Raw genomic sequence first — 19,560 nt, forward strand, 5'->3', positions numbered from 1 at the left:
CCATGTCTAGCCCCCCATACTAGTCACTGCCACGGGTGATGTGAAGGCGCTCAAGCAGCTTTTGCACAAGTTCCGGCAGGGTGTTGCGTCAACAGAGCTGTGCCAGCCACCGCGCCGATCGCGGCCGGGCCAGCGGGCGCATGACAAACCTGTTGCGGGCCGCCGGATCGGGGTGGCCACGGGGGCTGGATAGGATATGTCTTGGCCCGAGGCAAAGGACCGATGATATGAAAACCAAGACCGAGATGGGTGTGCGCCGTTTTGGCCGCGTGAACTGGCTGGGGGCCTGGACCCTGACGCTCCGCGAGATCCGGCGCTTTTTGAATGTCTGGTTGCAGACGGTGATGGCACCGCTGATCAATGCCGGCCTGTTCTTGATGATCTTCACCATCGCCATCGGGTCGCAGCGCGGCGATGTGATGGGCGTTGCTTTCATGACCTTCCTGGTGCCGGGCATCCTGACCATGACGGTGATCCAGAATGCTTTTGCCAATACCTCTTCCAGCCTTGCCTCTGCCAAGGTGCAGGGCAATATCGTGGATACGCTGATGCCGCCCCTTTCGGCGGCAGAGCTGGTGGCGGGCTATATCGGCGGGGCGGTTGCGCGCGGGGTCTTGGTGGGCGTCGTCATTGCGGCGGGGTCTTTCATCTTGCTTGACGTGGGGCTGGTCCATGCCGGTTGGGCGGTGGTCTTTATGCTGCTTGGGTCGGTCTTGATGGGGGGGCTGGGGATCATCGCGGGGATTTATGCCAATAAGTTCGACCAATTATCCGCGATCACGAATTTCCTGGTGACCCCGCTCGCCTTTCTGTCGGGCACATTCTATTCCATCGATGCCTTGCCGCCGTTCCTGCAAAGCCTGAGCCATGCCAACCCGTTCTTTTACATCATCGACGGGGTGCGGTTCGGCATGATCGGGGTCAGCGATAGCAGCCCCTGGACCGGGCTTTGGGTCGTGACCGGCAGTTGCATCGTCGTCTTGATGATCTGCCACCGCTGGATGCAATCGGGCTATCGGCTGAAAGCCTGACCGTCCGCATAGATGCCGCGCACCGGAATGCCGCGCACCGCCATGACCGCGACCAGCGTGACGAGGTCGGGCATGTCACGGCTGAGCATCTTTTCCTCGGTCCCATCGGTGCAGATGATGATGGCGGCGGTTTCGGGATCGCCTGGCGTCGCCCGCAGAAACGCAATCTTGTCCAAGGCCACGGCGCGCGGCTGATGCCAGGCCGATAGCACCAGATAGGTGTCATCAACCCTGATCCCGGTCACTGGACGCGGCACCAGCATCAGCGCCAGGGTCAACATGCCCAAGGCCCAGACCAGCCAGATCAGATCCGGCGCATCGGCCACGGAAATTGCGGCCAGCAAAATGACGACGCTGATGCCGCTGAGCCAGATCAAACCCTTACCGCGGGCGCGGCGATACTCGTAAACTTCGTTCATCCCGCAGCGCATAGCATTGCATCATGGCTGCATTTTGTCTGGCGCCGCGTCGATTAGATCGAAATCCCGCGTTTTCTTTCGCGCAAGGCCAGCAATGTTGCGCCGCTGAGGATAATAAGCGCCCCCAGCATGCTGACCCGGTCGGGGATCACCGCAAAGACCATGCCATCATAAAGGGCGGCGAAGACCAGCGTCAGATAGCTGAAGGGCGTGACAAAGCTGGCATCCGCACGCGCCATCGCATTCACGAAACAAGCCTGTGCCGCAGCCATCAACAGGCCGATCCCGGCCAAAGCGGCCCATTGCCCTGTGGTCGGCATCGTCCAGACTGGCACAACGGCCAATGTCGCGATGCAAAGCCCGATGGCATTATTGATCAGCAGGATCTGGAAGGGCGGCTCGCGATTGGCCAGCTTTTTGATAAAGATCAGCTCCATCCCCATCAGGCAGGCCGCCCCCAGCGCCAGCAGCCCCGCGATCTGAAAAGTCTCTGGCCCCGGCCGCAACAGGACCAGCGCCCCGATCAGCGCCGTCGCCGCCGCCAGCCAGCGCCAAGGCCCGACTTTCTCGCCCAGAAGCGGGATCGCCAGCAGCATTCCGAAAACCGGGTTCAGAAAACTGATCGCGGTTGCATCGGACAGCGGGATATAGGCCACTGCCGCGAACATCAGCGTCACGCCGCCCCAGCCAAACGCGGTGCGCCCGACATGCAGGCGCAGGTCTGGCCGCCGGATCTGGGGCCGCAGAACCGCCGCCATGGTCCCCAGCGCCAGAAAAGCGAAGAGAAACCGCCCATGGCTGACTTGCAGCGGATGAAACGGTGTGCCCAGTGCCCCGGTGCCCAGCAGTTTGGCCAGGATCATCGTGCCCGCGATGAAGGCGGTCGCGGTCAGCATGAAGCCAATGGCCAGGGGTGGATTCGGCGCGCGCAGGGTCATGGACAGCCTTGTGATCCGCCGCTTCGGCAATGGCAATCGGCAAAGCCTGCCGCGCGGGCTGCACGGGGTATGTGCCGGCCACCGGCTGTTTTTTGTGCGATCGTGCCCCAAATGCGGGATGGCTGCGGTTTTCGGCTTCTCTTGGTCGCGGTGACGCGCTAGCATGAACCTATGACGCATTGCTTTGACCAGAGCCTTCGACGCCGACGCGATTTCGCGCGCGCCTAAGTTACGTCTGCCACCTACCCCCAAATAAATTGACTCTGCTGTATTGGTCCTGCACCAATCCGGCGTATTGAAAAGGATGATCCCATGATCGCATCTGTTTTGCCGACCTATTCGCGTGCGCCTTTGACATTCACGTCAGGGTCCGGGTCGTGGTTGACCGAGGCAGACGGGCGCCGCTTTCTGGACCTTGGCGCAGGGATCGCGGTCAATGCTTTGGGCCATGCCCATCCCGCATTGGTCGAGGCATTGACGACGCAGGCGCAATCGCTGTGGCATGTGTCCAATCTCTACAACATTCCCGCCCAGCAAAAGCTGGCGGATATGCTGGTGGACCAGACCTTTGCCGATACGGTGTTCTTTACCAATTCCGGCACCGAGGCCTGTGAATTGGCCGTCAAGATGGCGCGCAAATACTGGTATGACAAAGGCCAGCCCGCGCGGACCGAGATCATCGCCTTTACCGGATCATTCCATGGCCGGTCCAGCGCGGGGATCGCGGCGGCGGGGTCGGAAAAGATGACCAAGGGCTTTGGCCCCCTGCTGCCCGGTTTCACCCATCTGGATTTCGGCGATCATGATGCGCTGAACGCCGCTGTCAGCGACAAGATCGCCGCGATCATCGTTGAACCCGTGCAGGGCGAGGGCGGTATCCGCCCGCTGCCCGATGTCTGCCTGAAAGGGCTGCGCGATCTCTGCGATCAGCACGGTATCCTGATGATCTTGGACGAGGTGCAATGCGGCATGGGCCGGACCGGCAAGCTGTTCGCGCATGAATGGGCGGGGATCACGCCTGATATCATGATGGTCGCCAAGGGGATCGGCGGCGGCTTTCCTTTGGGGGCGGTGCTGGCCACGGAAAACGCGGCATCGGGCATGAGCGCGGGCACGCATGGGTCCACCTATGGCGGCAATCCGCTGGCCTGCGCGGTCGGTTGCGCGGTGATGGAGATCATCGCCACGCCGGCCTTTCTGGCGGAGGTGTGCCGCAAGGCAGGCCTGCTGCGCCAAAAGCTTGAAGGATTGGTCGCGGCCTATCCTGATGTTTTCGAGGCGGTGCGCGGATCGGGCCTGATGTTGGGGCTGAAATGCAAGGCCACCAATAGCGATGTCGTCAAGGCCGGATATGATCAGGGCGTGCTGACCGTGCCTGCGGCGGATAATGTGATCCGCTTGCTGCCGCCCTTGACTATCACCCAGGACGAGATCGGGCAGGCCGTGGCGCGGCTGGATGCGGCAGCCGCGCAGATCCAAAGCAATCTGGGTTGATGCGCAGTCCCGCATCAAAGCGGTGGATTTGCCATTGCGCGATTGTGGCGGTTTGCCATGATGCGTCATGGCGATCTGACCCGGCCCAATCAAAGCGAATAAAGCGAATAATATGACCCATTTTCTTGATATCAATGTCACCCCGGCTGATGATCTTTCTGCGATTATCAGCAATGCCCGCCGGATGAAGGACGCCCGCGCGGGGCTGCCCAAAGGCATGCCCGATGCCGAACAGCCGCTGGCGGGCCATATGGTCGCGTTGATTTTCGAAAAGCCCTCGACCAGGACCCGCGTGTCTTTTGACGTGGGCGTGCGCCAGATGGGTGGGCAGACCATGGTCCTGTCGGGCACCGATATGCAGCTGGGCCATGGCGAGACCATCGCCGATACGGCGCGCGTGCTGTCGCGCTATGTCGATCTGATCATGATCCGCACCTTCGAGGAACAGACGCTGCTGGATATGGCCGAATATGCATCGGTGCCGGTGATCAACGGGCTGACCAACCGCACCCATCCTTGCCAGATCATGGCCGATATCATGACATTCGAGGAACATAACGGCCCGATCAAAGGTAAAAAGGTGGTTTGGTCGGGCGATGGCAATAATGTATTCGCAAGCTTTGCCCATGCGGCCAAGCAATTCGATTTCGATCTGGTCTTTACCGGGCCGCCGCCGCTGGACCCTGATCCGGCGCTGGACGGGTTATACACCATCATGCGCAATCCCAATGAGGCGGTGCAGGGCGCTGATCTGGTTGTCACCGATACTTGGGTCAGCATGCATGATCCGCAATCGGCCCGCGAACGCCGCCACAACCAGCTGCGCGGCTATCAGGTCAATGATGCGCTGATGGCACGCGCGAAACCGGATGCTTTGTTCATGCATTGCCTGCCTGCCCATCGCGAGGATGAGGCGACCAGCAGCGTCATGGACGGCCCCCATTCGGTGATCTTTGACGAGGCGGAAAACCGGCTGCATGCGCAAAAGGCGATCATGCGCTATTGTCTGGGGCGGTGAGCCGAAAAGATTTAAGGCCTCCGGCGGGGATATTTAGGCTCGGAAGATGGTATCAGCTGCCGCGCGGTTTGGCGCGCAGCGTGGGGTCGGCCTCGGTCGGGTCTTCGGGCCAGGGGTGGCGCGGATAACGCCCGCGCATATCGCGCCGCACATCTGCGTATGATGTGGCCCAAAAGCCCACGATATCCTGTGTTACCTGCACCGGTTTTTGTCCGGGTGACAAGAGCGTGATCCGCAAGGGCACCCGCCCCACCATCGGATGCCGCGTCGTGCCGAACATTTCTTGCAGCCGCAGGGTGATCGCGGGCGTCGCATCGTCATAATCGATCGGGATCTTGCGCCCCAAGGGTGTCTCAAAGCTGGCGGGGGCGGCGGCGTCTAGCCGCTGCATCTCGTCCCAGTCCAGCATCGCGCGCAGGGCGGGCAGCGCGTCAAAGCGTTTCCAATCCTCGGCGCTGCGTATGCCGGATAGATGCGGCAGCAGCCAGTCGTCGAGCGTGTCTATCAGCGTTGCGTCATCCATCGCGGGCAGCCCATCGACCAGGGCGACCCGCGCCTGAAACCGCCGTGCGGCGGCTGAGAAATGCAGCCCCAGCTGGCGCACACCGTCCAGCATGGCGCGCGCCATTGCGTCATCGGGCGCATCCGTCCAGGCGCGGTCATCCAGCACCAGCGCGCCCAATCGTTCCTGTTTGCGCGCCAGCACTTTGCCGTCGCGCCGCGACCATTGGCAGAGGTCGTGCCAGGCGATGCGGTCGCCGAAAAGCCCGCGCAATGCGGCATCCGTGATCGCGCTGGCCTGCCTGACGCGCGCTTCGAGCTTGTCGCCGTCCAGATCGGTCGCCACGATCAACCTTTGCCCTGCCAGCGGATCGGCGCTGTCGATCACGGCGCCTTTGCCGCCCGACAACAGATAGCGTGGCGCGTCGCCTTTGCGCCGCAGCCCGATCCGGTCGGGATAGGCAAGGGCGGCCTGTTCGGCCAGCGTCATGGGGGCTGCCTTGGGCAGGCCTTTGGCAAGGCGCGCGATTTCGGGTTTGATCTGGGCCAGCGCTGCGGGATTGACCTGCCCCGGTCCGTCATAGCGCCCTGCCAGCGCCTGTATCCGCAGCGCCAGATCGGCAGGCGCACCGCGCAAAGGGTCGCGCGCGGCCAGCAATGCGGCAAGGGGTGCTGCCTGCGCGCCCGCCGTTTGCAGCATATGCCCAAGGCGCGGATGCAGCGGCAGCGCCGCCAATGCGCGCCCATGTGCCGTGATCCGCAGATGTCCATCCAGCGCGCCAAGGCTTTGCAGCAGGGCGCGCGCCTCGGCCAGGGCGGCGGCGGGTGGCGGGGTCAGAAAGGCCAGATCATCGCTGCCCCAAAGGGCCAGTTCCAGCGCAAGGCCTGCCAGATCGGCGGCCTCTATTTCCGCAGGGGCGAAGGCGGGCAGGGCGCCATCCTCGCCTTTGGTCCAGAGCTTATAGGCGTCACCGGGGGCGACACGGCCTGCGCGGCCTGCGCGTTGGGTCGCCTCGGCCCGGCTGACCCGTTCGGTGACCAGCCGCGACATGCCAGAGCCGGGGTCGAACCGTGCGCGGCGTGCGCGCCCTGTATCGACGACGACGCGGATATCGGGGATCGTCAGCGAGGTTTCGGCGATGGATGTGGACAGCACGATCTTGCGCCCCGCGCTGACAGGGGCGAGCGCTGCGCGCTGGTCCTTGAACGGCAGCGCGCCGTAAAGCGGGCGGATCACGCAGTCATGGGGCAGGCGGCCGGACAGGGCGGCCATGGTCGCGCGGATCTCGCCTTCGCCGGGCAGAAAGACCAGCACGCCGCCATTGGTGTCCTGCAATGCGCGGATCACCAGATCGGCGGTGGCCTGCGGCAGGCGGGTGGTTTTGGGCAGGGCGGTGTCCAGAAAATGCGCGGTGACGGGATAGGATTGCCCCGCAGAGGTGATGATCGGCGCGTCATCCAGCATGGCCGCGACCGGGGCCGCGTCGAGCGTGGCGGACATCACCAGCAAGATCAGGTCGGGGCGCAGCACGCTGCGGGCTTCCCAGGCCAGCGCCAGCCCCAGATCGGCGTTCAGGGACCTTTCGTGGAATTCGTCAAAGATCACCGCGCCGATGCCGGTCAGCGCGGGGTCGGATTGGATCATGCGGGTCAGGATGCCTTCGGTGACGACCTCGATATGCGTGCCGGGCTGGTTGTCGCCGCGCATCCGGTAGCCGACACGCTGGCCCGGCCCTTCGCCCAGCGAATCCGCCAGCCGTTCGGCGGCGGCGCGCGCGGCAAGGCGGCGGGGTTCGAGCATGATGATCTTGCCCCTGGTCAGCCCGGCCTGCAGCATGGCCAGCGGGACGCGGGTGGTTTTGCCCGCACCGGGTGGCGCTTGCAGCACGGCGCGGCCATGCTGGCCAAGCGCTGCGACCAGATCGGGCAGGATGATGTCGATGGGCAGATCGGTCATGGTGATGGTCTGACGCGGGGGGCAGGCGCGGTCAAGGTCGGGTTGCGCAACGCAAAACGCGGCCGTTTGCACGACCGCGTTCAAACCATCTGCCTTGCGTCGCGCCTTTAGGCTGCGGTTGCCTTGGCGATTTCTTTCTTGATCTTCAGCGCATCTGCCGACAGTTCTGCGTCTTTGGCTTTGGCCATGAACGCGTCCAGACCACCGCGGTGATCGACGGTGCGCAGGGCAGCATTCGAGATTTTCAGCTTGAACGAGCGACCCAGCACATCGGATTGCAGCGTGACGTCCTGCAGGTTCGGCAGGAACCGGCGGCGGGTGTGGTTCTTGGCGTGGCTGACATTGTTGCCAGACATCGGGCCTTTTCCGGTCAGTTCGCAACGGCGCGACATGGGCGTTTTCCTTGTTCTGAGGGATATCGCCGGCCAAATGGCGGGACATCCTGCATACGGGTTGGAACCCCGCAATGCAGGGTCGGTATAAGATCAGCGCGAGATAGGCGGATTCCCGGACAGCGTCAACCCGCTTTGCCATCGTGCCTGCATCAATTCAGCTGTCGCGCAGCGGGTCCAGCACCTGGGCAACGGCGGCGGTCGGCGACAGGGTGCCAGCGGCCACCGCATCCTGCGCGGCCTTGACCCGCGCGCGGGTCGCCGGATCATCCAATTGCAGCTGCAGCAGCCCTTGCCGGACGTCTTCGGTGAACCAGAAACTGGCCTGATCCTTGCGCAGCTGGTCCCAAAGCCCCTGCGCACGCCGCCAATCCGCCAGATGCTGCATATCGTCCCAAGCCGCCGCCAGCCCGTGCTGTTCCAGCGCCGAGACCGTCATTGCCTTGGGAAACCCTTCGGGGTCTTGCGGGCGTTTGCGCAGCAGGCGCAAGGCACCGGCATAATCGGCGCAGGTGCGGGTTGCCTGGCTTTTCAGATCGCCATCGGCCTTGTTCACCACGATCAGATCGGCCATTTCCATGATGCCGCGCTTGACGCCTTGCAATTCATCGCCGCCCGCAGGGGCCAGCAGCAGCACGAAGAGATCGGCCATCTGCGCGACCATGGTTTCGGATTGGCCGACGCCGACGGTTTCGATCAGCACGATGTCGAATCCGGCCGCCTCGCATAAAGCCACGGCCTCGCGGGTGCGGCGGGCGACACCGCCAAGCTGTGTCTGGCTGGGCGAGGGGCGGATGAAGGCCATCGGATCGCGCGCCAGATGATCCATCCGGGTCTTGTCGCCCAGGATCGACCCGCCCGACCGGGCCGAGGAGGGATCGACCGCCAGCACCGCGACACGTTTGCCCTGGCCGGTCAGCATCAGGCCGAAACTTTCGATGAAGGTCGATTTGCCGACACCCGGCGTGCCCGACAGCCCGATGCGCAGCGCCTGCCGGTCGGTGCCAAGCGCGGTCAGCAAGGCGATTGCTGCGGCACGGTCATCGGCGCGGCCGCTTTCGACCAGGGTGATCCCCTTGGCCAGCGCACGTCTGTCGCCCGCACGGATGCGGCGGGCAAGGTCATCGGGGGCAGGGTGCCTGATCATGCCGTCTTCATATCTGGCAGGGCGGCGCTGTCCAGTCTGTTGGGGCTAAGAGGCGACAGGGCGACAGACCTGTGTGGCAAGATCGGCAAAGGCGCGGTAGCGCCGCCAGAATGCCTCGTCATTGCGGTTGTCGGATTGGCGCGTATCCTGTGCGCGCTCCGGATCGGCAAAGAAGGTCGCGGCGCGCGCCTGATCGCGCCCTGACAGCGATTGGTTGGCGACCTGCTGGACGCAGGAACATAATTGTGGCGATGCTGCGACACGGCCCGCGCTGTTGCAGGCCGCGCTGATATCTCCGGACACGCGCCCGCCACCACAGGCGGCCAGTGTCGCGACCGCACCTATCACCAGAAAAATACGCATCCTGCCCTCTGTCGCCTTGGCCTATCGCAGGATCGCCCTGCCTTGCTGGGGCGCAATATGCAAGCTTGGGCGCGGCAATGCAATTCACGAAGGCGAGGTGGTCTTTCCGGCGTTCCGCATGCGACGGCGGAAACCGACCGCGGCCTTTTGGCACAGCCCCGTCCCGGTCATGTTCCGGGACCCCTGAGCGTCAATCCCCGAGGTCCCGGAGCAAGTCCGGGACGGGCGCAACATCGCGATTGACGGGAACCGGAATCCACATCATATCCCAGCCATGACAGACCTTTCGCATATCCGCAATTTCTCGATCGTGGCGCATATCGACCACGGTAAATCGACGCTGGCCGACCGGCTGATCCAGTCGACCAACACCGTGTCCGCGCGCGAGATGAAAGAACAGATGCTCGACAGCATGGATATCGAGCGGGAACGCGGCATCACGATCAAGGCCAACACCGTGCGGATCGATTATGTCGCTGAAAACGGCAAGAAATATATCCTTAACCTGATCGACACCCCCGGCCATGTCGATTTCGCCTATGAGGTGTCACGGTCCATGCGCGCCGTCGAAGGCTCGCTGCTGGTCGTGGACAGCACCCAAGGGGTCGAGGCGCAGACGCTGGCCAATGTCTATCACGCGCTGGACGCCGACCACGAAATCGTCCCCGTCCTGAACAAGATCGACCTGCCCGCGTCGGAATGCGATCAGGTCGCGGCCCAGATCGAGGATGTGATCGGGCTGGATGCCTCGGGCGCGATCCGGGTCTCGGCCAAGACCGGTGTCGGCATCAAGGAAACGCTGGAAGCCATCGTCAACCTGCTGCCCGCCCCCACAGGCGACCGCGAGGCGCCGCTGAAGGCGATGCTGGTCGACAGCTGGTATGACAGCTATCTGGGCGTGATCGTGCTGGTGCGGGTCATCGACGGCACGATGAAGAAAAACGACCGTCTGCGGTTCATGTCCAATGGCACCATCCACCAGATCGACAAGATCGGTGTGTTCCGCCCCAAGATGCAGGATGTCGAGGTGCTGGGTCCCGGTGAGATCGGGTTTATCACGGCGTCGATCAAACAGGTCCGCGACACCCGCGTCGGCGATACGATCACCTCCGAGAAAAAGGGCTGCGACACCGCATTGCCCGGTTTCAAACCCGCGCAGCCCGTGGTGTTCTGCGGCCTCTTCCCGGTCGATTCCGCGCAATTCGAGGATCTGCGCGACGCGATCGAGAAGCTGGCGCTGAATGACGCCTCTTTCAGCTTTGAGATGGAAACATCCGCCGCCCTTGGTTTCGGGTTCCGCTGCGGCTTTTTGGGCCTGCTGCATCTGGAGGTCATCCGCGACCGGATCGAGCGCGAATATGACATCGACCTGATCACCACCGCGCCTTCGGTGGTCTACCACCTTTACATGCGCGACGGCGAGATGCGCGAATTGCACAACCCCGCCGATATGCCCGACCTGACCCATGTCGACCATCTGGAAGAACCGCGCATCAAGGCCACGATTCTGGTGCCCGATGATTACCTTGGTGATGTGCTGAAACTGTGCCAAGACCGGCGCGGCGTGCAGCTGGACCTGACCTATGCGGGCAGCCGCGCGATGGTGGTTTACGACCTGCCGCTGAACGAGGTGGTCTTTGACTTCTATGACCGGCTGAAATCGGTGACCAAGGGCTATGCGTCCTTTGACTATGTCCTGACGGGCTATCAGCAGGATCATCTGGTCAAGATGTCCGTGCTGGTCAACGATGAACCGGTTGATGCGCTATCGATGATGGTCCACCGCGACCGGGCCGAAATGCGTGGCCGCGCGATGGTGGAAAAGCTCAAGGACCTGATCCCGCGCCATATGTTCAAGATCCCGATCCAGGCGGCCATCGGCGGCAAGGTCATCGCCCGCGAAACGCTGTCGGCGCTCCGCAAGGACGTGACCGCGAAATGCTACGGCGGCGACGCCACGCGCAAGCGCAAGCTGCTGGACAAGCAGAAGGCCGGGAAAAAGAAGATGCGGCAGTTCGGGAAAGTTGATATACCTCAGGAGGCATTCATCTCTGCGTTGAAAATGGACGGATAAGTAACTTAGTTGCCCAAGACTTACGTGCTAGCTTTAGATGACTCAGGAACAAGACATCCCGACAGAAAACCCGGTAAGAAGCCGGACCACGGTTATGACTGGTTTGCACTCGGTGGAATCATCTTCGACGAAGATGACGAGAATGAGATCCGTGATTTACACAGCACGTTTATGGACCGCTGGGGCATTACAAAGCCACTACACTCTGTCGAGATTAGAGCAAAAACTAGTAACTTTGCTTTTTTAGGAGTTCTCGAAAGTACCGAAGCGGTTCGGTTTTACGAAGAGTTGTATCAGTTGATGCGCTCTGTTCCTGTCCTCGGCCACGCTTGTGTGGTGGATAGACCTCAGTACAACGCTCGATACTTTGAAAAGTATGGTTCGCAGCGTTGGCTTCTCTGTAAATCCGCGTTCGCAATTGTCTTAGAGAGATCAGCGAAGTACGCACGGACAAAAGAGGCTAAACTGAGGGTGCAGATTGAGCAGTCCGATAAGTTCACTGACAAAACAATTAAATCTTACTATGATGACATTAAGGCTGAGGGTATGCCCTTCGCCAAAGATACATCATCAAAGTATAAACCTGCTAACCAATCTGATTTAGGTAGCACGTTATATGAGTTCAGAACCAAGAAGAAGACATCTCCCTTGATGCAGCTGGCAGACTTGTTCCTTTGGCCACTTTGTATGGGGGGATATAACGCAGAATGTCGCCCATACGCTAGGTTGGTTGCCGACAAAAAGGTTATTGACTGCGTGTTGGAGCATCAAGACTTAGACGGCCTTGGGGTGAAATATTATTGTTTTGATAACAAAAAACCCGGCTGAAACCGGGTTTTTGCAGCCATCCTATCGATGACCTCTTAGGCTAGGCCTACCCCCCATATAACTTCAACAAGTTTATAAACAATAAATATTATCACTTGACAGGAGCAACGTCAGGAGTGTATCGAGATATATCTCGATACACTCCTGACGTTGACTTATTGTTACAGCCGTTGATTCCGCTATCGGACGTAACAGTGTAGTCGGCTTCAACAAAGATCTTGTGCCGGTGCCGTACGGGTAAGCGCCCCCCACTTGACCCACATCAAGGCAGCCTCTCGCCGCGCCTACTAGCTCTTTGCCAGCACAGCGCATCCAAAGAGGTAATCCATGTTCCGCCTTGCATCCATGCTCTACAGCATCATCGGCTCCAGCCTTGCGGGGTCGTTCGTCATCGCGGCTTTGGCCACGGGGCATGACACGCTGGTCCCGATCCTGATCGCCGCCGCAGTGGGCGCGGTGCTGGGGATTCCCGCCAGTTGGGTCGTCGCCCGCGCGATCACGCAGAATATCCGCTAGCGCCGAGCGATCAAAATGCGGGGTTCCTGCGTTTAACCATCATCAACCTGATGGAGATGACGATGCATTACCTGCCCCATGGCTTTGCGGTGTTCCTGGGTGGCACCTGTCTGGCGACAATCCTGACCTCGGCCCAGCTCTGGTAGATCAAAAGGCGTTTTCGACCGTTTGCGCCGCGCTTGTGATATCGCGCCCGACGCCTTGCACGGTGTTGCAGGCAGACAGGCCAAGGATGGCGGCAAGGGCAAGCAGACGGATCATCGGGAACACTTTCGCTGTTGATGCGCCGATCCTAGTGGAGCGCGCCGCGGCGTGCAAGAATTTGCCCTAGCCCAGAAAAGCCGCGACCGACCCGATAAAGGCGCGCGGCTGTTCGGCATGCAGCCAATGCCCGGCCTCGGGGATTTTCGCAAATCGCGCATTGGGAAACAGCGCCTTGATCGGTGCGCGGTGGTCAGGGCGGATGTAATCGGATTTGGCCCCAGACAAAAACAGCGTCGGCCCGTCGAACTGCCCCGAAAGCTGTGGAAAGCCGATGATCCGATCCATCTCGGCCTGCAGCACATCAAGGTTCAGCCGCCAGCATCTGTCTTTCATATCCAGACTTTGCAGCAGGAAATCCGCAACCCCCGGCCCCAGATCGCCCAGTTGGGCCTTGGCCTCTGCCCTGGTGGTGACCGTGTCGAGCCGCACCTGCCGCATGGCGTTCAAGGGCCCGTGCTGGTCATGTTTATAGGTCACGGGGGCGATATCGGCGACGATCAGTTTGCGCACCAGATCTGGGTGCTGCACCGCCAGCACCATGGCGGCCTTGCCCCCCATTGAATGGCCCAGCACATCCATCGGCCGGTCCATCACCTGCGCCAGATCGGCGGCCATATCGGGATAGCTGTGGCTGTCAAACCAGGGGCTGTCCGCGTGGTTACGCATATCCACCGTGATGACAGGCCGCGTTTCGGAAAGCTTTTTCGCGATGACCCCCCAGTTGCGGGCCGAGCCGAACAAGCCATGCGCGATCAGCAGGGGGGTGGTATCGGGGCCGTCATGCAGGATCATGTTCAACATGCAGCTGTTGCTAACCTGCCTTGCCCGCGCTGGCCAGAGGGATTGCAGGGGCCGCGCGCGCGTGATCTGACGGGGTAAGGTGGGTCAATGACCCACCCTACGCGCTGGTTTACAGGTTGGTATAGATCGGGAATTGGTCGCAGAGCGCCTCGACCTCGGCGCGGACCTTGGCCTCGACCGCGTCATTGCCATCCTCGCCATTGGCGGCCAGACCTTCGGTCACCTCGACGATCCAATCGGCGATCTGGCGGAATTCAGCCTCGCCGAACCCGCGCGTCGTGCCTGCGGGCGTGCCCAGACGGATGCCGGAGGTGACCATCGGCTTTTCGGGATCAAAGGGGATGCCGTTCTTGTTGCAGGTGATATGCGCGCGGCCCAGGGCCTTTTCGGTGGCATTGCCCTTGACGCCCTTGGGGCGCAGATCGACCAGCATCACATGGGTGTCGGTGCCGCCGGTCACGATGTCCAGCCCGCCTTTCATCAGCTGATCGGCCAGCGCTTGGGCGTTCTTGATCACCTGCGCCTGATAGGTCTTGAATTCGGGCCGCAAAGCCTCGCCGAAGGCCACGGCTTTACCGGCGATCACATGCATCAGCGGGCCACCCTGAATGCCGGGGAAGATGGCGGAATTGAACTTTTTCGCCATCTCTGCATCATTGGTCAGGATCATCCCGCCACGCGGGCCGCGCAGGGTTTTATGGGTTGTCGTCGTGGCGACATGGGCATGGGGGAAGGGCGAGGGGTAAAGCCCTGCCGCGACCAGACCCGCGAAATGTGCCATATCGACCAGCAGATAGGCCCCGACGCTATCGGCAATCTCGCGCATCTTGGCGAAATCGATGATGCGGGGGATGGCAGAGCCACCGGCGATGATCATCTTGGGCTGGTGTTCGGTGGCCAGGCGCGCGACCTCGTCATAATCCAGCAGATTGTCCTGACGGCGCACGCCATACTGGATCGCGTTGAACCATTTGCCGGATTGGTTGGGCTTGGCGCCATGCGTCAGGTGGCCGCCTGCATCCAGCGACATGCCAAGGATCGTATCGCCGGGCTGCAACAGCGCCTGGAACACGCCCTGATTGGCCTGGCTGCCCGAATTGGGCTGCACATTGGCGAAACCGCAATCGAACAGCTGGCAGGCGCGTTCAATCGCCAGGTTCTCGGCCACGTCCACATGCTCGCAGCCACCGTAATAGCGCCGGCCCGGATAGCCTTCGGCGTATTTATTGGTCATCACGCCGCCTTGGGCCTCCATCACGGCGGCAGAGACGATGTTTTCCGAGGCGATCAGCTCGATCTCTTTGCGCTGGCGCTTCAGCTCGGCCTGCATGGCGGCATGCAGCACAGGGTCGCGCGTGGAAAGGGTTTCGGTGAAAAAGCCATTGTCGCGGATCGTGATATTCATGGTTTGCATCCTCTTTGCAGGCGCCAGATGGGGGTGGTTGCGCCCCGTTTACCCCAGAAAACGTGGTATCAGAAGCATCAAAACGACCATGATCTTTATGAGCGCGTCATGCATGTTTCGTATCGGCGGCTTGCGTTTCGGGTGTGATCGCCCCACAAGTCTGGGGAAACTAAGGGGAAAACGCCGATGCCAGCCGTCAAGATCGCCTTTGTCGCCAGTTCCGTGCCGATCGCGCAATCGGCGCTGCGTGCCTTGGCGCAGGCATATGGCGATGTGCCGCAGGCCAAGGCCGATGTGATCGTGGCCCTGGGCGGTGACGGGTTCATGTTGCAGACCTTGCATGCGACCCAAGGCCTGGATGTGCCGGTCTATGGGATGAACCGTGGCACGGTAGGGTTCCTGATGAACGAATACCACGATACCGACCTGCTGGCGCGTCTGGCCGTGGCCGAGGAAGAGGTCATCAACCCCCTGCATATGACCGCCCTGACCGTCGATGGCGCCATGCATGAGGCGCTGGCGATCAACGAGGTCAGCCTGCTCCGCGCCGGACCCCAGGCCGCCAAGCTGCGCATCACCGTGGATAGCAAACTGCGGATGCCGGAACTGGTCTGCGACGGCGCGCTGCTGGCGACACCGGCGGGGTCCACGGCCTATAATTATTCCGCCCATGGCCCGATCCTGCCCATCGGGTCCGACGTGCTGACCCTGACCGCCATGGCGGCCTTTCGGCCCCGCCGCTGGCGGGGAGCATTGCTGCCGAAAAAGGCGGTGGTGCGGTTCGACGTGATCGACCCCGGCAAACGGCCGGTGATGGCGGATGCCGACGGCAAGTCCGTGCGCGACGTGGTGAGCGTGGAGATCCGGTCGGAACCGGGGATCAGGCATCGGATCCTGTTCGATCCGGGGCATGGGTTGGAGGAGAGGTTGATCAGGGAGCAGTTTGCTTGATCCCCCACCGACCCAGTGCGGCGATGCGCGGCGGCCTAGGTTCTGCGCGGGTGATGGGTCCCTAAACCCCCAACCGATCCCTCAACGCATAATACCACGACCCCATCATCGAATAGGGCACGCGGAACATGCGGCCACCCGGGAACGGATACCACGGCACCTTGGCGAAAACGTCGAAACGGGCGCGGTCGCCTGCGACAGCTTCGGACAGGATGCGCCCGAAGGTGTGCGACCCCGTCACCCCGTGCCCGCTATAGCCATGCGCGAAATAGGTGTTGTTCCCCAGCCGGCCCATCTGCGGGACGCGGCTGAAGGACAGGGCGAAATTCCCGCTCCAGGCGTGGTCGATTTTCACGCCTTTGAGCTGCGGATAGACCTTTTCCATCGCAGGCCGGAGTTTGGCCACCACATCAGCCGGATCAGTGCCGCCATAGACGGTGCCGCCGCCAAAGATCAGCCGTTTGTCGGCGGACAGGCGGAAATAATCCAGGATGTAGCGGACATCCTCGACGCATTTGTCGGTCGGCAGCAGTTCATGCGCTTTGTCGCCCAAGGGCACGGTCGCCATCATCTGCGTCGACACCGGCATCACCCGCGCGGTCAGGGCAGGGACCACATGGCCCAGATAGGCATTGCCACACAACAGCAGCGTGTTGCAGGTCATCGTGCCGTCGCGGGTGCGCACGACGGGTTTGTCAGCCTCGGTATCGCAGCTGATGACGGGGGATTGTTCATAGATCACGCCACCCAGTTTTTCGAACGCCGCAGCCTCGCCCAGGCACAGGTTCAACGGGTGCATATGCCCGCCGGTGTGGTCGATCATGCCGCCAGCATAGACATCCGACCCGATATGGTCGCGCAGTTCGGATTTGGACAGCATGTCCTGATTGTGCAACCCGTAGCTGGCCCAGAGCGCGCGGCGTTCGTCCAGCTCGCGCATATGCGCGGCGGTCAGGCCGGTGAAAATATTGCCATGTTTCAAATCGCATCGGATGTCATAGGTGGCGACCCGTTCGCGGATGATCTCGCCGCCTTCCTGCACCAGACCGGCCACGAAATTCGCCGTGTCCTGCCCGTAGCGGCGTTTGATCGTCTGCAGGCTGGCGTTCAACCCGTTCACGATCTGCCCGCCATTGCGCCCCGATGCGCCCCAGCCGACCCGCGCGCCTTCGATGATCGCGACCTTGAAGCCTTTTTCCGCCAGATGCAGCGCCGCCGACAGCCCGCTATAGCCCGCACCGACCACGCAGATGTCGATCAGCTGGTCGCCTTTCAGCTTTGGCCGTTCCGGTGACGGATTGGCGCTGGCGGCGTAATAGCTGGTTGTGTGTTTGGTCTCGCCCGATGTGGCGAAGGTTTCGATAGGCATCACAGGCTCCGGTTTCACGCCACGATTGGCGGCGCGCCCTGTTATGGGCCGCGCCGCGCCGTATTGGCAAGAGCCTGCGCCGTCGCGTCTGATCAGCCGCGCGCATAACCCAAAGGTTGCAACGCCGCGCGGATTTCATCAAGGATCGCGGGGTCGTCGATGGTGGCGGGCATCTTGAAATCCTGCCCATCCGCGATCTTGCACATGGTGGCGCGCAAAATCTTGCCCGACCGGGTTTTTGGCAGGCGGTCCACCACGGCCACCAGCTTGAACGCGGCGACGGGGCCGATCGTGTCGCGCACGGCGGTGATCACTTCTTTGGCGATCTCTTCATGGGGTTTGTTGCAGCCTTTGTTCAGACAGACGAACCCCAAGGGCAATTGGCCTTTCAGCTCATCCGCGACGCCGATCACGGCGCATTCGCCGACATCGGGATGGTTGGCCAGCACCTCTTCCATTGCGCCGGTGGACAGGCGATGCCCCGCCACATTGATCACGTCATCGGTGCGCGCCATGATGTAAAGATAGCCGTCCGCGTCGATCATCCCGGCATCGCCAGTTTCGTAATAGCCGGGGAAGGTGGTCAGATAGGATTTGCGGAAACGGTCTTCGGCATTCCACAGCGTCGGCAGCGTGCCGGGGGGCAAGGGCAGTTTGACCGCAATCGCCCCCAGCGTGCCGGGCGCGACGGGATGGCCCGCTTCGTCCAGGATCCGCACGTCATAGCCGGGCATCGGCACGGTGGGCGATCCGATCTTGACCGGCAAAGCCTCGATCCCCGCGGGGTTGCCTGCGATGGTCCAGCCGGTTTCGGTCTGCCACCAATGGTCATAGACCGGCACTTTCATCACGTTTTGGGCCCAAAGGATCGTGTCAGGGTCTGCCCGTTCGCCCGCCAGATACAGCGCGCGCAGGCAAGAGATGTCATAATGCTTGATCATCTCGCCCTTGGGGTCCTCGCGCTTGATCGCGCGGAACGCCGTGGGGGCGGTAAAGAACGACCGGACGTTATGTTCCTCGATCACCCGCCAGAATGTGCCCGCGTCCGGCGTGCCGATGGGCTTGCCTTCAAAGACAACCGTGGTGTTGCCATGGATCAGCGGCGCATAGCAGATATAGGAATGGCCGACGACCCAGCCAACATCAGAGGCCGCCCAGAACACATCGCCCGGATCGACGTTATAGATCGCCTTCATGGTCCAGTTCAGCGCGACCAGATGGCCCGCCGTGGCGCGCACGACACCTTTGGGCGCGCCGGTGGTGCCAGAGGTATAAAGGATATAGGCCGGATGATCGCCCGCAACGGGGACGCATTCGGTCGGCGTTACGCCTTGCTGGACCTCGTGCCAATCATGATCGCGGCCGGGGATCAGATCGGCGCGCCCTTCGTCGCGTTGCAGGATCACGCAGAAATCGGGCTTATGCGTGGCTTCGGCGATGGCGGCATCCAGCAGGGGTTTGTATTTCACCACCCGCCCCGGCTCGATCCCGCAGGACCCCGCGATGATCGCCTTGGGCGTGGCGTCATTGATCCGCACCGCCAGCTCATGCGCAGCAAAGCCGCCAAAGACGACAGAATGCACCGCCCCCAGCCGCGCGCAGGCCAGCATCGCCATCAACGCCTCGGGGACCATCGGCATGTAAATGATGACGCGGTCGCCCTTTTCCACGCCTTTGGCGCGCAACGCCCCGGCAAGCGACGCGACATTATCCAGCAATTGCGCATAGGTGATGGTGCGTTTGGTCTCGGTGACAGGGCTGTCATAGATGATCGCCGCCTGCTCGCCACGGCCCGCCGCCACATGCCGGTCGACGGCATTATAACAGGTGTTCACCTCGGTATCGGCAAACCAATGATAAAGCGGGGCCGCGCTGTCATCCAATGCCTTGACCGGGGGTGTGACCCAATCGATGGCCTTGGCCTGTTCCAACCAGAACCCTTCGGGGTCCTTTTGCCACCCTGCGTAAACCTCTGCATACCCCATCCCGCGTTCCTCCCAAAACCGCTGTGTTGCGGTCTTGTTACGCGCAGCCAGCCGGTCAGGCAACATGACAGGGGCGCGGCTATGCTTTGGAGTCAAGGAATTTACAC

18 protein-coding genes are annotated in these 19,560 nt (G+C 61.9%); 7 read left to right on the forward strand and 11 right to left on the reverse strand.

Annotated elements, in window-relative coordinates:
- Positions 1-227: 227 nt before the first annotated feature.
- On the forward strand, positions 228-1,031 hold the full coding sequence (locus tag LOKVESSMR4R_RS02360; RefSeq protein ID WP_087206136.1) for an ABC transporter permease: 804 nt from the start codon (positions 228-230) through the stop codon (positions 1,029-1,031).
- Here the strand turns inward: LOKVESSMR4R_RS02360 and LOKVESSMR4R_RS02365 are convergent.
- A complete protein-coding gene (locus tag LOKVESSMR4R_RS02365; protein ID WP_087206137.1) occupies positions 1,013-1,450 on the reverse strand; it encodes a hypothetical protein in 438 nt (145 codons plus the stop codon). The two genes, LOKVESSMR4R_RS02360 and LOKVESSMR4R_RS02365, sit on opposite strands and share 19 nt — an antisense overlap.
- 53 nt (positions 1,451-1,503) lie before the next feature.
- Positions 1,504-2,388 (reverse strand): DMT family transporter, encoded by an 885-nt coding sequence (locus LOKVESSMR4R_RS02370; protein ID WP_087206138.1) that lies wholly within the window; start codon positions 2,386-2,388, stop codon positions 1,504-1,506.
- Positions 2,389-2,700: 312 nt separating this feature from the next.
- Here LOKVESSMR4R_RS02370 and LOKVESSMR4R_RS02375 point away from each other — a divergent pair, with 312 nt between their 5' ends.
- Positions 2,701-3,882, forward strand: coding sequence for an aspartate aminotransferase family protein (locus tag LOKVESSMR4R_RS02375; protein WP_087206139.1), 1,182 nt, complete (start codon positions 2,701-2,703; stop codon positions 3,880-3,882).
- Positions 3,883-3,994: 112 nt separating this feature from the next.
- Complete coding sequence (gene argF / locus LOKVESSMR4R_RS02380) at positions 3,995-4,900, forward strand: ornithine carbamoyltransferase (RefSeq protein ID WP_087206140.1); 906 nt, start codon at positions 3,995-3,997, stop codon at positions 4,898-4,900.
- Between the two features lie 52 nt (positions 4,901-4,952).
- Here argF and hrpB read toward each other — a convergent pair whose 3' ends face one another.
- From hrpB to LOKVESSMR4R_RS02400, 4 genes are all read right to left on the reverse strand, one after another.
- The gene (gene hrpB / locus LOKVESSMR4R_RS02385) at positions 4,953-7,358 is read right to left on the reverse strand and encodes an ATP-dependent helicase HrpB (protein WP_087212438.1); all 2,406 of its coding nucleotides are present in this window, start codon (positions 7,356-7,358) and stop codon (positions 4,953-4,955) included.
- Between the two features lie 107 nt (positions 7,359-7,465).
- A complete protein-coding gene (gene rpmB, locus LOKVESSMR4R_RS02390; RefSeq protein WP_026352628.1) occupies positions 7,466-7,750 on the reverse strand; it encodes a 50S ribosomal protein L28 in 285 nt (94 codons plus the stop codon).
- Positions 7,751-7,907: 157 nt separating this feature from the next.
- The gene (gene meaB, locus LOKVESSMR4R_RS02395) at positions 7,908-8,897 is read right to left on the reverse strand and encodes a methylmalonyl Co-A mutase-associated GTPase MeaB (RefSeq protein ID WP_087206141.1); all 990 of its coding nucleotides are present in this window, start codon (positions 8,895-8,897) and stop codon (positions 7,908-7,910) included.
- A gap of 45 nt (positions 8,898-8,942) precedes the next feature.
- Complete coding sequence (locus LOKVESSMR4R_RS02400) at positions 8,943-9,260, reverse strand: arginine transporter (RefSeq protein ID WP_087206142.1); 318 nt, start codon at positions 9,258-9,260, stop codon at positions 8,943-8,945.
- Between the two features lie 274 nt (positions 9,261-9,534).
- Between LOKVESSMR4R_RS02400 and lepA the strand changes: the two genes are divergently transcribed.
- The 3 genes from lepA (at position 9,535) to LOKVESSMR4R_RS02415 (ending at position 12,678) form a co-directional block, all read left to right on the forward strand.
- Positions 9,535-11,334, forward strand: a complete 1,800-nt coding sequence (gene lepA / locus LOKVESSMR4R_RS02405) for a translation elongation factor 4 (RefSeq protein ID WP_087206143.1) — start codon at positions 9,535-9,537, stop codon at positions 11,332-11,334.
- A 9-nt stretch (positions 11,335-11,343) separates the two neighbouring features.
- Entirely contained in the window at positions 11,344-12,162 is an 819-nt protein-coding gene (locus LOKVESSMR4R_RS02410; RefSeq protein ID WP_087206144.1) for a DUF3800 domain-containing protein, read from the forward strand.
- Positions 12,163-12,489: 327 nt separating this feature from the next.
- Positions 12,490-12,678 (forward strand): CTP synthetase, encoded by a 189-nt coding sequence (locus tag LOKVESSMR4R_RS02415; RefSeq protein ID WP_087206145.1) that lies wholly within the window; start codon positions 12,490-12,492, stop codon positions 12,676-12,678.
- Between the two features lie 147 nt (positions 12,679-12,825).
- Here LOKVESSMR4R_RS02415 and LOKVESSMR4R_RS02420 read toward each other — a convergent pair whose 3' ends face one another.
- The 3 genes from LOKVESSMR4R_RS02420 to glyA all read right to left on the reverse strand — a co-directional run bounded on the left by LOKVESSMR4R_RS02420 (position 12,826) and on the right by glyA (position 15,148).
- Positions 12,826-12,939 (reverse strand): entericidin A/B family lipoprotein, encoded by a 114-nt coding sequence (locus tag LOKVESSMR4R_RS02420; protein WP_087206146.1) that lies wholly within the window; start codon positions 12,937-12,939, stop codon positions 12,826-12,828.
- 66 nt (positions 12,940-13,005) lie between these two features.
- On the reverse strand, positions 13,006-13,743 hold the full coding sequence (locus LOKVESSMR4R_RS02425; RefSeq protein ID WP_087206147.1) for an alpha/beta fold hydrolase: 738 nt from the start codon (positions 13,741-13,743) through the stop codon (positions 13,006-13,008).
- 109 nt (positions 13,744-13,852) lie between these two features.
- Positions 13,853-15,148 (reverse strand): serine hydroxymethyltransferase, encoded by a 1,296-nt coding sequence (gene glyA / locus LOKVESSMR4R_RS02430; protein ID WP_087212441.1) that lies wholly within the window; start codon positions 15,146-15,148, stop codon positions 13,853-13,855.
- A 186-nt stretch (positions 15,149-15,334) separates the two neighbouring features.
- Here glyA and LOKVESSMR4R_RS02435 point away from each other — a divergent pair, with 186 nt between their 5' ends.
- Positions 15,335-16,099 carry an NAD kinase gene (locus LOKVESSMR4R_RS02435; protein ID WP_087206148.1) on the forward strand — a complete coding sequence of 255 codons (765 nt, stop codon included), beginning with the start codon at positions 15,335-15,337 and terminating at the stop codon, positions 16,097-16,099.
- 61 nt (positions 16,100-16,160) lie between these two features.
- Here LOKVESSMR4R_RS02435 and LOKVESSMR4R_RS02440 read toward each other — a convergent pair whose 3' ends face one another.
- Positions 16,161-17,468: an NAD(P)/FAD-dependent oxidoreductase gene (locus tag LOKVESSMR4R_RS02440; RefSeq protein WP_087206149.1), complete on the reverse strand. Its 1,308-nt coding sequence runs from the start codon at positions 17,466-17,468 to the stop codon at positions 16,161-16,163.
- A gap of 92 nt (positions 17,469-17,560) precedes the next feature.
- On the reverse strand, positions 17,561-19,453 hold the full coding sequence (locus LOKVESSMR4R_RS02445; RefSeq protein ID WP_087212444.1) for a propionyl-CoA synthetase: 1,893 nt from the start codon (positions 19,451-19,453) through the stop codon (positions 17,561-17,563).
- Positions 19,454-19,560 lie beyond the last annotated feature (107 nt).

The organism is Yoonia vestfoldensis, from assembly GCF_002158905.1.
Taxonomy (GTDB): domain Bacteria; phylum Pseudomonadota; class Alphaproteobacteria; order Rhodobacterales; family Rhodobacteraceae; genus Yoonia; species Yoonia vestfoldensis_B.

Bases quoted from the DNA above. Each gene is read 5' to 3' on its own strand.
- LOKVESSMR4R_RS02360 (WP_087206136.1), top strand. From the start codon at position 228: ATGAAAACCAAGACCGAGATGGGTGTGCGCCGTTTTGGCCGCGTGAAC.
- LOKVESSMR4R_RS02365 (WP_087206137.1), bottom strand. From the start codon at position 1,450: ATGAACGAAGTTTACGAGTATCGCCGCGCCCGCGGTAAGGGTTTGATC.
- LOKVESSMR4R_RS02370 (WP_087206138.1), bottom strand. From the start codon at position 2,388: ATGACCCTGCGCGCGCCGAATCCACCCCTGGCCATTGGCTTCATGCTG.
- LOKVESSMR4R_RS02375 (WP_087206139.1), top strand. From the start codon at position 2,701: ATGATCGCATCTGTTTTGCCGACCTATTCGCGTGCGCCTTTGACATTC.
- argF (WP_087206140.1), top strand. From the start codon at position 3,995: ATGACCCATTTTCTTGATATCAATGTCACCCCGGCTGATGATCTTTCT.
- hrpB (WP_087212438.1), bottom strand. From the start codon at position 7,358: ATGACCGATCTGCCCATCGACATCATCCTGCCCGATCTGGTCGCAGCG.
- rpmB (WP_026352628.1), bottom strand. From the start codon at position 7,750: ATGTCGCGCCGTTGCGAACTGACCGGAAAAGGCCCGATGTCTGGCAAC.
- meaB (WP_087206141.1), bottom strand. From the start codon at position 8,897: ATGATCAGGCACCCTGCCCCCGATGACCTTGCCCGCCGCATCCGTGCG.
- LOKVESSMR4R_RS02400 (WP_087206142.1), bottom strand. From the start codon at position 9,260: ATGCGTATTTTTCTGGTGATAGGTGCGGTCGCGACACTGGCCGCCTGT.
- lepA (WP_087206143.1), top strand. From the start codon at position 9,535: ATGACAGACCTTTCGCATATCCGCAATTTCTCGATCGTGGCGCATATC.
- LOKVESSMR4R_RS02415 (WP_087206145.1), top strand. From the start codon at position 12,490: ATGTTCCGCCTTGCATCCATGCTCTACAGCATCATCGGCTCCAGCCTT.
- LOKVESSMR4R_RS02420 (WP_087206146.1), bottom strand. From the start codon at position 12,939: ATGATCCGTCTGCTTGCCCTTGCCGCCATCCTTGGCCTGTCTGCCTGC.
- LOKVESSMR4R_RS02425 (WP_087206147.1), bottom strand. From the start codon at position 13,743: ATGTTGAACATGATCCTGCATGACGGCCCCGATACCACCCCCCTGCTG.
- glyA (WP_087212441.1), bottom strand. From the start codon at position 15,148: ATGAATATCACGATCCGCGACAATGGCTTTTTCACCGAAACCCTTTCC.
- LOKVESSMR4R_RS02435 (WP_087206148.1), top strand. From the start codon at position 15,335: ATGCCAGCCGTCAAGATCGCCTTTGTCGCCAGTTCCGTGCCGATCGCG.
- LOKVESSMR4R_RS02440 (WP_087206149.1), bottom strand. From the start codon at position 17,468: ATGCCTATCGAAACCTTCGCCACATCGGGCGAGACCAAACACACAACC.
- LOKVESSMR4R_RS02445 (WP_087212444.1), bottom strand. From the start codon at position 19,453: ATGGGGTATGCAGAGGTTTACGCAGGGTGGCAAAAGGACCCCGAAGGG.